Source organism: Janthinobacterium sp. 78, from assembly GCF_003096775.1.
Classification (GTDB): Bacteria; Pseudomonadota; Gammaproteobacteria; order Burkholderiales; family Burkholderiaceae_D; genus Janthinobacterium; species Janthinobacterium tructae.
In genome coordinates, this window is sequence record NZ_QENT01000001.1 from 1,863,555 (window position 1) to 1,875,827 (window position 12,273).

At 63.4% G+C, this 12,273-nt stretch carries 11 protein-coding genes; 10 read left to right on the forward strand and 1 reads right to left on the reverse strand.

Features of this window, described 5'->3' with window-relative positions:
* Positions 1-334 precede the first annotated feature (334 nt).
* The 7 genes from C8C92_RS08325 (at position 335) to C8C92_RS08355 (ending at position 6,659) form a co-directional block, all read left to right on the forward strand.
* Positions 335-937 carry a MotA/TolQ/ExbB proton channel family protein gene (locus C8C92_RS08325; protein WP_116743522.1) on the forward strand — a complete coding sequence of 201 codons (603 nt, stop codon included), beginning with the start codon at positions 335-337 and terminating at the stop codon, positions 935-937.
* A complete protein-coding gene (locus C8C92_RS08330) occupies positions 934-1,374 on the forward strand; it encodes a biopolymer transporter ExbD (protein ID WP_116743523.1) in 441 nt (146 codons plus the stop codon). Before C8C92_RS08325 ends, C8C92_RS08330 begins: the two co-directional genes overlap by 4 nt.
* Positions 1,375-1,467: 93 nt before the next feature.
* Positions 1,468-2,523, forward strand: a complete 1,056-nt coding sequence (lpxK, locus tag C8C92_RS08335; protein WP_116743524.1) for a tetraacyldisaccharide 4'-kinase — start codon at positions 1,468-1,470, stop codon at positions 2,521-2,523.
* The gene (locus C8C92_RS08340) at positions 2,504-2,680 is read left to right on the forward strand and encodes a Trm112 family protein (protein WP_010395789.1); all 177 of its coding nucleotides are present in this window, start codon (positions 2,504-2,506) and stop codon (positions 2,678-2,680) included. Before lpxK ends, C8C92_RS08340 begins: the two co-directional genes overlap by 20 nt.
* Before the next feature lie 2 nt (positions 2,681-2,682).
* A complete protein-coding gene (gene kdsB, locus C8C92_RS08345) occupies positions 2,683-3,438 on the forward strand; it encodes a 3-deoxy-manno-octulosonate cytidylyltransferase (RefSeq protein WP_116743525.1) in 756 nt (251 codons plus the stop codon).
* 245 nt (positions 3,439-3,683) lie between these two features.
* Positions 3,684-4,340 (forward strand): adenylate kinase, encoded by a 657-nt coding sequence (adk, locus tag C8C92_RS08350; RefSeq protein ID WP_071078917.1) that lies wholly within the window; start codon positions 3,684-3,686, stop codon positions 4,338-4,340.
* A 195-nt stretch (positions 4,341-4,535) separates the two neighbouring features.
* Positions 4,536-6,659 carry a sodium-translocating pyrophosphatase gene (locus C8C92_RS08355; protein WP_099760245.1) on the forward strand — a complete coding sequence of 708 codons (2,124 nt, stop codon included), beginning with the start codon at positions 4,536-4,538 and terminating at the stop codon, positions 6,657-6,659.
* 51 nt (positions 6,660-6,710) lie between these two features.
* On the opposite strand, the gene C8C92_RS08360 is transcribed toward C8C92_RS08355, so the two are convergent.
* Positions 6,711-8,795 (reverse strand): TonB-dependent receptor, encoded by a 2,085-nt coding sequence (locus C8C92_RS08360; RefSeq protein WP_116743526.1) that lies wholly within the window; start codon positions 8,793-8,795, stop codon positions 6,711-6,713.
* Positions 8,796-9,035: 240 nt separating this feature from the next.
* Between C8C92_RS08360 and C8C92_RS08365 the strand changes: the two genes are divergently transcribed.
* The 3 genes from C8C92_RS08365 to ggt all read left to right on the forward strand — a co-directional run bounded on the left by C8C92_RS08365 (position 9,036) and on the right by ggt (position 12,246).
* Complete coding sequence (locus C8C92_RS08365; RefSeq protein WP_116743527.1) at positions 9,036-9,461, forward strand: hypothetical protein; 426 nt, start codon at positions 9,036-9,038, stop codon at positions 9,459-9,461.
* Positions 9,462-9,627: 166 nt separating this feature from the next.
* Complete coding sequence (locus C8C92_RS08370) at positions 9,628-10,386, forward strand: 3-hydroxyacyl-CoA dehydrogenase (RefSeq protein ID WP_071078915.1); 759 nt, start codon at positions 9,628-9,630, stop codon at positions 10,384-10,386.
* A gap of 84 nt (positions 10,387-10,470) precedes the next feature.
* A complete protein-coding gene (gene ggt / locus C8C92_RS08375) occupies positions 10,471-12,246 on the forward strand; it encodes a gamma-glutamyltransferase (RefSeq protein WP_116743528.1) in 1,776 nt (591 codons plus the stop codon).
* Positions 12,247-12,273 lie beyond the last annotated feature (27 nt).

Below are 12,273 nucleotides of genomic sequence, written 5' to 3' on the forward strand. Positions count from 1 at the left end.
CTGTAACTATTAATTTATTGACATTGACTACTGTCGATAAGCTGCTATGCCTGTATTTTGCGCAGAATGATATTTTCCATGTAAATCAAGCACTTGCATGCTGGACTTCATGCTTGCTCACAATCTTATCCACACAAAGTGTGCAAAACTGTGCGCTGGCCGCGCCCGCCCGCCGCGCCGTGTGGACAAGTACGCATGCGGGCGCCACTTGCCGCCGGCGCGGCAACGCGCTACATTGCGCCATTCCCGCGCCGACATGCCATCGCTCTTCGGCGCTCGGTACAATACAGGTTGTCCGGGCGATTCACCGCCTTCCCTTTACCAGGAGTTTCTTTTGCTCGCTATATTTCAAGCCGCTGGCTGGCCCATCTGGCTGTTGTTGATCGCTTCCATCGTCGCCCTGGCCCTGATCATCGAGCGCCTGCTGTATTTGCGACGCGCCAAGATCCTGCCCCGCAAGCTGTTCGATGAAGTGGTGCAGGTGTATCGCAGCGGCAAGATCACGCCGGACACGGTAGCCAAGCTGGAAGACAATTCGCCGCTGGGCGTGGTGCTGGCCGCCGCCCTGCGCAATGTGGACGCGCCGCGCGAGGTGATGAAGGAATCGATCGAAGAGGCGGGCAGCGGCGTGGCCCACACGCTGGAACGTTTCCTGACGACCCTGGGCACCATCGCCACCCTGGCGCCGCTGATGGGCCTGTTCGGCACGGTGATCGGCATGATCGAGATTTTTGCCTCGCCCGGCGCCACCGCGTCGAACTCGGCGCTGTCGCACGGTATTTCCGTCGCCTTGTATAACACCGCGTTTGGCCTGGCCATCGCCATGCCGGCCCTGATCTTCTACCGCCACTTCCGCGCCCTTGTCGATAGCTTCGTCATTGACATGGAGCAGCAAGCGGTCAAGTTCGTCGACATCGTCCACAGTGGCCGCCAATGAACTTCCGCAAAGGCAAGGGGCGGGAAGACCCCGAAATCAACCTGATCCCGTTCATCGACGTGCTGCTGGTGATCCTGATCTTCATGATGGTCAGCACCACCTACAGCAAATTTACGGAGCTGCAGATCACCTTGCCGACGGCCGACGCCGAGCAAGCCAAGGACAAGCCGCAGCAGATCGACGTCACCATCGACGCCAAGGGCAACTACACGGTCAACCGCGAACCCGTCTCGTTCCGCGACGTGGCCGGCCTGGCCGATGCCCTGCAAAATGCAGCCAAGGCGGCCAATGGCGGCAAGGCGCCCGCGCAGACGCCCGTGGTGGTGGTCAATGCCGACCAGTTCGCCATGCACCAGATGGTCGTCCACGTGATGGAAGCGGCGCGTCTGGCCGGCTATGAAAAGCTGACGTTTGCGGCGCAAGCGGGTGGCAAGTAAGGCAAACCTCCAACCCCAACCGAAGTGCCGGGGTCGGACCCTCAGGGTCCGACCCCAGGTGTTGATTTTGGGTTCCAATTTTATTTGACCCCCATGCCCACACCTTCCCCCGCCAAGCTTGAAACCACATTGACCCGCGCCTGGCTGACGCGCGGCCCGCTGGCGTGCGCGCTGTGGCCCGTCTCGCTGCTGTTCGGCGCCCTGAGTGCCGTGCGGCGCGGCCTGTACCGCGCCGGTGTGTTGACATCGACGCGCCTGCCCGTGCCCGTTGTCGTCGTCGGCAACATCTTTATCGGCGGCACGGGCAAGACGCCGCTGACGATCTGGCTGGTGCAAGCCTTGCGCGATGCGGGCATGCGCCCGGGCGTCATTTCACGCGGCCATGGCAGCGCCGACCGGCTGCCGCGCGCAGTGACAGCAGCTTCCACGCCGCAGCAGGTGGGCGACGAGCCGCTGCTGATCTTCCAGCGAGGCGGCTGCCCCGTGATGGTGGGGCGCGACCGCGCGCAAGCGGGCAGGGCGCTGCTGGCCGCACACCCGGAGGTCGACGTGCTGGTGACGGACGACGGCTTGCAGCATTACGCCTTGCAGCGCGACGTGGAAATCGTGCTGTTCGACGGCCGCGGCGCGGGCAACGGCTGGTTGCTGCCGGCCGGTCCGCTGCGCGAATCGCCGCGCCGCCGGCGCGATGTGACGGTGATCAATGCGCCGGAGCTGGCGCCGGCACTCGTGGCCAGGGTTGCGCCACAGGGCTCTCTGGTGGTGCAGATGCTGCTGGCCGGTGGCGTAGCCGAACGCATGGCGAACCGCGGCGAAAGCCTGACGCTTGAAACCCTGGCAGCCAGCGGCCAGCGCATCGTGGCGGCGGCCGGCATCGGCAATCCGCAGCGCTTCTTTTCCATGCTGCGCGGCGCCGGACTGGATTTTACGGAACTGCCTTTGCCCGACCATCACGACTTCCTCGACCAGCCATTTGCGGCACTCGACACGGATCTGATCTTGATCACCGAGAAGGATGCAGTAAAATGTGCGCAAATTGAATATCTCAAAGATGACCCGAGACTGTGGGTCGTCCCCGTCAGTGCGCGCATCGATAGCGCGCTGGCCCAACAAATTGTGGAGAAATGTCGTGGACGCTCGACTGCTTGATATCCTGGTCTGCCCTGTTTGCAAGGGTCCGCTTGAACACGATAAGAAGGCGCAGGAATTGATTTGCCGCGCCGACCGCCTGGCCTATCCTATCCGTGATGGCATCCCCATCATGTGGGCGGACGAAGCGCGCACCTTGCAAGACGCAGTGGAATAACGATGGCGTTCATCGTCATCATCCCGGCCCGCCTGGCCTCGACGCGCCTGCCGGGCAAGCCGCTGGCTGACCTGGGCGGCAAACCCATGGTGGTGCGCGTGGCCGAGCAGGCAGCCCTGTCTGGTGCGGCGCGCGTCATCGTCGCCACCGACCATGAATCCATTCGCGCCGCCTGCGCCGCGCATGGCGTGGAAGTGTGCATGACGCGCAGCGATCATCCGTCGGGCACGGACCGCATCGCCGAAGTGGCGCGCACGCTCGCTTTGCCAGTGGACGCCGTCGTCGTCAACCTGCAGGGCGACGAACCGCTGATCGATCCGGCCCTGCTGGCCGCCTGCGCGGCGCAGATCAGCAGTACCGTGCCCATGGCCACGTGCGCGCATCCGCTGCATGATGTGCTTGATGCCTTCAACCCGAATGTGGTGAAGGTCGTGCTGGACAAGAATGGCCGCGCCTTGTATTTCTCGCGTGCGACGATTCCCTGGCACCGTGACGGCTTCGCGCAGTCGAAAGACAGCCTGCCGGCCGGCTATGTGCCGCTGCGCCATATTGGCCTGTATGCGTACAGCAATGCTTTTTTGCAAACGTATCCCACGCTCTCCGCTTCGCCGCTGGAAGCCATCGAAGCGCTGGAGCAGTTGCGCGTGCTGTGGCATGGTGTTGCCATCGCCGTGCACGTGACCGATAGCGCGCCGGCCGCTGGTGTCGACACGCCGGAAGATCTTGCCAGGGTGCAAGCCCACTACGGCGCCCTGTAGGCATTACCCGCAAAACGGCAGGCGTGCAAATATAATTTGTGCGCCTGCAGTAAAAACCACATTTTGAAACGTCCGTCGCGCTAATTGCTGGCTTTGATCAATCAGGGCATAGCAATTCGATAGCAAACTGGCGCTCCGGGGATTTTTTGTGGTAAGTTTCGTAGGGAAAGATAGCCATAGCAACATCATCTAAAAAAAATAATTACACATACCACCATCCAAAATCTGTTTTTTAGGAACTTTCAATGCGTCTGATACTTTTAGGAGCACCCGGTGCCGGCAAGGGCACCCAAGCTAACTTCATCAAAGAAAAATACAACATTCCACAAATCTCCACGGGCGACATGCTGCGCGCGGCGATCAAGGAAGGCACGGAACTGGGCCTGGCAGCGAAAAAAGTCATGGATGCGGGCGGCCTCGTGTCGGACGACATCATGATCGGCCTGGTCAAGAACCGCCTGCAGGAAGCCGATTGCGCCAATGGCTACCTGTTCGACGGTTTCCCGCGCACCATCGCGCAAGCGGACGCCATGAAAGATGCCGGCATCAATGTCGACTACGTGCTGGAAATCGACGTGCCTGACGCATCGATCATCGAGCGCATGGACGGCCGCCGCAGCCACCCCGGTTCGGGCCGTGTCTACCACGTCAAGTTCAATCCACCGAAGGTCGACGGCGTCGATGACATCACGGGCGAACCGCTGATCCAGCGCGACGACGACAAGGCGGAAACGGTCAAGAAGCGCCTGGACGTCTACCACAACCAGACCAAGGTCTTGCTCGGCTACTACAACGACTGGGCCAAGTCCGGCCTGCCGGGCGCACCGAAATACCGCCGCATCGCCGGCGTCGGTCCGGTCGAGCAAATCCGCGACAGCGCCTTTGCCGCCCTGGCGGAATAAGCAGTTTTTCAAAAGCGGACCTGAGTGTCCGCTTTTTTTCTGCCCGCTTTTCAGGCAGACTGCCAGCATGGCTGGATGCATAACGTTTTCGTGGTTCAGGTTTTTTGCAGGTCGTGTTTTCCTGGCTGCGCGTGCCTACCCGGTGCGGTCTGCAGCTGTTGGCAATGACGTCGGATAAAAACAGAAGGGGACGATATGGCAGCCAGTTTGTGGTTTGCGGTAGCCTGCGGCGTGGTCGCAGTCATTTACGGTTTGGTGTCGCGTAGCTGGATTCTGCGCCAGGATCCCGGCAACGCGCGCATGCAGGAAATCGCGCTGGCCATCCAGCAGGGCGCGGCCGCCTACCTGGCGCGCCAGTACCGCACCATCGCGTTTGTGGGCGTGGTGCTGCTGATCGCCATCTACCTGTTGCTGGGCTTGCACACCGCGCTGGGCTTTTTGATCGGCGCCGTGCTCTCGGGCGCCTGCGGCTTCATCGGCATGAATGTCTCGGTGCGGGCGAATGTGCGCACGGCGCAGGCGGCCACGCTGGGCATCAACCAGGCCCTCAACGTGGCCTTCAAGGGCGGCGCGATCACCGGCATGCTGGTGGTCGGCCTGGGCTTGCTGGGCGTGACCCTGTTCTACTGGCTGCTGGTGACGACGGGCGCGCCCGGCCTGACCCAGCATGATTTGATCAAGCCTTTGATCGGCCTGGCCTTCGGCGCCTCGCTCATTTCCATCTTCGCGCGGCTCGGTGGCGGCATCTTCACCAAGGGCGCCGACGTGGGCGCGGACCTGGTGGGCAAGGTCGAGGCGGGCATCCCCGAGGACGATCCGCGCAACCCGGCCGTCATCGCCGACAATGTGGGCGACAACGTGGGCGACTGCGCCGGCATGGCGGCCGACCTGTTCGAAACCTATGTCGTGACCCTGATCGCCACCATGCTGCTGGGCGCACTGCTGATGGCAGAGGCCAGCAGCACGGCCATCATCTACCCGCTGCTGCTGGGCGCCGTCTCCATCCTCGCCTCCATCGTCGGCTGCTCGATGGTGAAAACCAAGCCGGGCGCGAAGATCATGTCGGCCCTGTACACGGGCCTGTGGTGGGCCGCCGGCCTCTCTCTGGTCGGTTTTGCCGTCGTGACGTGGCTGCTGTGGCCCGACGACGCCATGCGCTACAAGATGCTGGGCGCCACCGTCGTCGGCATCGTCCTCACGGGGCTGATGGTGTACATCACCGAGTACTACACGGGCACGGACTTCAAGCCGGTGCGCCACATCGCCGAAGCGTCGACGACGGGCCACGGCACGAATATCATCGCCGGCCTGGGCGTGTCGATGAAGTCCACGGCGTATCCGGTGCTGGCCGTCTGCGTCGCCATCCTCGTCTCGTATCAATTGGCCGGCTTGTACGGCATTGCCATCGCCGCCACGGCCATGCTGTCGATGGCGGGCATCATCGTCGCGCTCGACGCGTATGGCCCCATCACGGATAACGCGGGCGGCATCGCGGAAATGTCGGGCCTGCCCGATTCCGTGCGCGCCATCACCGATCCGCTCGACGCCGTCGGCAACACCACCAAGGCCGTCACCAAGGGCTACGCCATCGGCTCGGCGGGCCTGGCCGCGCTGGTGCTGTTTGCCGACTACACGCATGCGCTCGAATCGGTGGGCCATCACATTACGTTTGATTTGTCGAACCCCATGGTCATCGTCGGCCTGTTCATCGGCGGCCTGATACCGTATCTGTTCGGCGCCATGGCGATGGAAGCCGTGGGCCGCGCGGCCGGTGCCGTGGTGGTCGAGGTGCGCCGGCAGTTCCGCGATATCAAGGGCATCATGGAAGGCACGGCCAAGCCGGAATACGACAAGGCCGTCGACATGCTGACGGCGTCGGCCATCCGCGAAATGATCGTGCCGTCGCTGCTGCCGGTGGTGGTGCCCATCGTCGTCGGCATGCTGCTGGGGCCAGCGGCGCTGGGGGGGCTGTTGATGGGGACCATCGTCACGGGCCTGTTCGTGGCCATTTCCATGACCACGGGCGGCGGCGCCTGGGACAATGCGAAGAAATACATCGAGGATGGCCACTTCGGCGGCAAGGGTTCGGACGCGCACAAGGCGGCCGTCACGGGCGATACGGTGGGCGACCCGTACAAGGATACGGCCGGCCCGGCAGTGAACCCCTTGATCAAGATCATCAATATCGTGGCCCTGCTGCTGGTGCCGTTGTTGCCGGCCACGGGCTGGCTGGCCGTCAAGGCGCCGGCGCCCATCCACGCGCCCGTGCCGCCCATCCTGGCGCCGGCCACGCCGGTGCAAGTGTTGCCGGCGCAGTAGGGCCAGTTACTCCCTGCCGCCCCGCAGCACATGCTGCAGGGCGGTGCCGCGTCAGAAGCGCGACGTCAGGCCGACAAACATACGGCGTCCCGGCACGTAATAGTCGACCAGGCCGTCGTTCCGTGGGCCCTTCTTGAACAGATTTTCCACGCCGCCGCGCACGGTCCAGTTTGGCGTAATCTTGTACGACACGATGGCATCGACGATGGTGTAGGCCTTGTTGGGTTTGCGGCGCATCGAGGAGCGCGTTTCGGCGTCCAGTTCCTTGCCCGTGTACTGGGCCGACACTTCGCCGAACAACTGGTCGTTCACTTGCCAGCCCAGCGCCGAATACAGCGACACTTTCGGCGTCGACAGCAGGTTGACGCCTGTCGTCAGGTTTTTCGCTTCCGCCATATAGGTCAGGTTGTTACGCCAGTTCACATTTTTTGTCAGCGGAATGGTCAACGTGCCTTCCAGCCCGCTGGTGCGCGCCTTCTGGATATTCGTCATCTTGGTCCACCATTGTCCCTGGAAGAAGCCCAGCGGCGTGTAGTCGATCTTGTTCTTGAAATCCGTGTGGAAATACGTCAGCCCTGCATCCCAGCCGTTGTGCTCATACGCCACGCCGAGTTCGGCCGCCGTGCTCGTTTCCGGCTTCAAGTCCGCATTGCCGGCCATGTAGCAGCCGCCCGTGATGTAGCCCATCGGGCGCAAGCCGTTGCAGCCGTTGCCGCCCGACTGGGTAGCGGCGCCCGGTGCATTTTCCTTCAGGCTGGGGGCGCGGAAGCCTTGCGACACGCCGCCCTTGATGGTCCAGGCCGGTAGCGGGTGGTACACCAGGTACAGGCGCGGGCTGTAGTGGTTGCCGAACTTGCTGTGGTGATCGAGGCGCAGGCCGGCCGTGGCCGTCAAGTCCTCGCGCAGGAACAGCTGATCTTCCGCGAACAGGGCCGAGGTGGTGCCGGACAAGGTGGCGCCGCTCACGGGATTGCCCAGGTAATCGGTGGGCACGGTGCCGATGGTGTCCGTATTCGTCAATTCCTGGTGTTTCCATTGGCCGCCCATCACCAATAATTGCTCGATGCCCCAGCCCAGGCGTTTCTCCAGGGTCGCGTCCAGCGTGCTGTCCTTGGATTTGGCCACCGTGCCGATGAACTGGTTGTCATAATCGTTGTGGTACAGGTTGACCTTGGCCTTGCCGAAATCATAGCGGCCGTCATAGCCGAGGCTGGCGCTCTTGCGTATCAGCTTGCTGGCGCCCCAGGCACTGAACACTGGCCTGCCATTGGCGTTGACGGTGGGCGAATCGCTCGCTTCCTGGCGGCCATAGCTGGCGTCCAGCGACAGGCTGTGCTTGTTGTTCAGTGCCCAGTTCAACTGACCGCTCACGGTCTGGTTGCGCTCGCCGCCGATGCCGCCCGCCTTGCCGCTGCTGCGCTCATCGGGATTTTGCTTCGATTGCGCTACGCCGAGGCGCATGCCCACCGACTCCGACAGGGGGCCGGCCAGGTTCACGCCCAGCTGGTGCGCCGTGCCGCGGCCGCTGTCCTGCGGCTGCGTGTAGTTGGCCGTGGCTGAACCGTTCCACTTGCCCGGCACCTTGCGCGTGATGATGTTGATCACGCCGCCCATGGCGTCCGAGCCGTACAGCGAGGACATGGGGCCGCGCACCACTTCGATGCGCTCGATCATCTCGGGCGAGATCCAGTTCAAGTCCTGGCGCCCCAGGTCGGGGCGGTACGCCGTGTCGGCCGAGCTGCCCATGCGCTTGCCATCGACCAGGATCAAGGTGTATTTGTCGGGCAAGCCGCGCAGCTTGATCTTCGATTCCTCGCCCACGGGGCTGGTGCCACCCGTCACGCCGGGGATGCGGCGCAGCAAGGTGTTGAGGTCATACACGGGCTGGCGCTCGATTTCCTCGCGCGTGATGACGCTGATACTGGCCGGCGCATCCTTGATGTCGATGGCCGTGCCGGACGCGGTGACGACCACCGTGTTCATGGTGGGATCGGCAGCCACATTGCCTTCGGCCCAGGCGCTGCTGACGGCCAGCGACAGCAGGCAGGGCAGGAGCAGGGCGGTGGAATGGATGGCGCGGGCGGGAGTGGCGACGGGGGCTACGAAGGTTGCGAAGGCGGGACTGCGCTTGGTCATGGTGGACTTTCCGGATGTTGTTATTTCCTGGCTGCCTTCCGGGTGGCTCGGGTATCAATGAATAGAATAAACTGCGCTCGAATTCCGTTAATGAGAATAAGAATCGTTCTTATTGTAATGCCATCCTGGCAAGAAGGAAAGTGCTGAGGGGAAATAAAACACCGTTGCAGCAGGTGCATGGCATTTGGCGCGGCGTGTGCCAATAATGAAAGCGGTATGATCGATGCTCGGGGAGGGGACATGAAGACGATGATCAAAACCATATCGGCGCTGGCCTGCGCCCTGCTGTTCGCTGGCGGCCATGCAGGCGCTCAGGAGCAGGCCGTTTCCGATGCTTTGCCTGTGTGCCAGCTCGACCCGCGTGACAGCGGCAAGCTGGTGGTGGAACCATGCCGCCCGGCACCGCCCGTGCAGCCGCGCCGTTCCGTGGCGCAAGTAATTGGCCGCATGCCCGTGCAGCGCACGGCGCCGCCTGTCGTGCCCATGGCACCCCCGCCGCCCGGCCCGAGCGTGCCCATGCCCGGCGCGCCGCAGCCCATCGGTGCCTGCGACACGGGCGGTTGCCGCGATGCGGCCGGTGCGCGCTACAACGGCGCGGGCAATGCCACGCTCGATGCCAACGGCCGCATCTGTCACCGCAATGGCGCTTTCATGCAGTGTTTTTAGCCTTGCCATTGCTTGCCGCTGCAAGTTTTCGCTGAGCGCGCGTAAAAGTGGCTACAATTGTCGCCGACATTACGTTTACGTAAACGTAATGATGGCATCATGTACCGATGCAACCATCGGGCGCCGGGAACACGGCCCTTATTACTCAGGATACTCAGGAGATTTCATGCAGATTCAGGACAATGTATTCATCATCACGGGCGGCGCATCGGGTTTGGGCGCAGCCACGGCGCGCATGCTGACGGCCGCTGGCGGCAAGGTCGTGCTGGCCGACGTGCAGACGGAGGCGGGCCAGGCGCTGGCCGCTGAACTGAACGGCGTGTTCGTGCAGTGCGATGTGACGTCGGAAGAAGACGGCATGGCCGTGGTGGCAGCGGCAGGCAAGCTCGGTACATTGCGCGGCCTGGTCAACTGCGCCGGCGTGGCGCCGGCCGTGAAAACCGTGGGCAAGGATGGCCCGCATCCGCTGGCCCTGTTTCAGAAAGTCGTCAACATCAACCTGGTGGGCACCTTCAATATGTGCCGCCTGGCGGCCGATGCCATGGCGAAACAGGATGCCACCGCTGAGGGCGAGCGCGGCATCATCATCAACACGGCGTCCGTGGCAGCCTACGATGGCCAGATCGGCCAGGCCGCGTATGCGTCGTCGAAGGCGGCCGTGGTGGGACTGACCCTGCCGATGGCGCGCGACCTGTCGCGCAACGGCATCCGCGTCATGACGGTGGCGCCCGGCATTTTCGAGACGCCGATGTTGCTGGGCATGCCGGCCGAAGTGCAGGATGCGCTGGGCAAGATGGTGCCGTTCCCATCGCGCCTGGGCAAGCCCGGCGAGTACGCGCAGCTGGTGAAAGCCATCGTGGAAAACGTCATGCTCAATGGCGAAACAATCAGATTGGATGGCGCGATCCGCATGCAACCGAAATAAGCCCGGCGTGATTTGATGTAGGATACCCCCGTATGGGGCGTACAGCCTTGCTCGGCTGTGCGCCCTTTTTTTATCGGAGAATCCATGATCACATTGAAGCCGCTGGCGCTGAGCCTGACCTTGCTGGGAGCTCTGGCTGCCCATCCTTCCTTTGCCGAAGTGCCGCAAAAGGCGCCGGAAATCGCCACCGCGTATGCGGAAAAAAGTGGTTGGGCGGCGCAGAAATTCATGGTCGCCGCCGCCAATCCGCTGGCCGCCGATGCCGGCTACCAGATGCTGAAAAAAGGCGGCAGCGCCATCGACGCGGCCATTGCCACGCAGCTGGTGCTGACCCTGGTCGAACCGCAATCGTCGGGCATCGGCGGCGGCGCCTTTTTGCTGTACTCCACGGCCAAGGGCGTGCAAGCGTTCGACGGACGCGAAACGGCGCCCGCCAGCGCCGACGAACACCTGTTCCAGAATGCCGACGGCAGCCCCGTCTCGCGCGCCACGGGCGTGGTGGGTGGGCGTTCCGTGGGTGCGCCGGGTGTGCTGCGCATGCTGGAACTGGCGCACAAGGAACACGGCAAGCTGCCGTGGGCGACCCTGTTCGGCCCCGCCATCAAACTGGCGCACGGCGGCTTTCCCGTTAGCCAGCGCCTCAACGGCCTGTTGAGCTGGGACCAGGCCCTGAAGCGCGACCCTGTCGCCGCCGCGTATTTCTATGACCAGGACGGCAAGCCCTGGTCCGTCGGCCATGTGCTGAAAAACCCGCAACTGGCGCGTACCCTGCGCGAGATCGCCGGTGGCGGCGCCGACGCCTTTTACCAGGGCCGTATCGCGCGCGACATCGCCGCCAAGGTGGCGTCGCACCCGAGCAATCCGGGCAAGCTGACGGCGGCAGACATCGCCGGCTACCGCGCCAAGGTGCGCGAGCCCGTGTGCAGCGATTACAAGGCCTGGACCGTGTGCGGCATGCCGCCGCCATCGTCGGGCGGCATCGCCATTGCGCAGATGCTGGGCATGCTGGAAGTGAAGGACATCGGCCCATATGCGCCCGTCGACGGTGTGCTCGATGTGCAGGCGATCCATTTGTTCTCGGAAACGGGGCGCCTGGCCTACGCGGATCGCAACCGCTACGTGGCCGACACGGATTTCGTGCCGCTGCCCGGCAAGGGCATCGCCTCGATGCTGGATAAAAGCTACCTGGCGCAGCGCGCCTCGCTGATCGGCGACAAATCCATGCTGAAAGCCTTGCCCGGCACGCCGCCCGGCATGCAAGTGGCGTGGGGCATGGATAACGCGCTGCAGCGCCCGTCGACCTCGCACCTGGTGGCGGTCGATGCTTTTGGGGGCGGCCTGTCGATGACCACCAGCGTGGAAGACGCGTTCGGCTCGCGCCAGATGGTCGACGGCTTTTTGCTGAACAACCAGCTGACGGATTTCTCGTTCGATTCGCGCGATGCCGCTGGCCCCATCGCCAACCGTGTCGAGGCGGGCAAGCGCCCGCGCAGCGCCATGTCGCCCACGCTGGTGTTTGAGAAGGGTACGCGCAAGCTGGTGCTGGCGACGGGCTCGCCCGGTGGCTCGTCCATCATCAATTATGTCGCCAAGGTGCTGGTCGGCACCATGGACTGGGGCTTGAACGTGCAGCAAGCCATCAACCTGCCGAACTTCGGCAGCCGCAATGGCCCCACGGAGCTGGAAAAGGGGCGCGCGCCTGCCGCGCAAGTCGAGGCACTGCAAGCGATGGGCCATGAGGTGCGCGTCATCGAACAGAATTCCGGCCTGCAGGGCATCATGCGCCTGCATGCGCATGGCAAGGATTTCTGGTTTGGGGGGGCGGACCCGAGAAGAGAAGGGATGGTTCGAGGAGACTAATCACCCCCGAATCTTTTCCACAAAGCA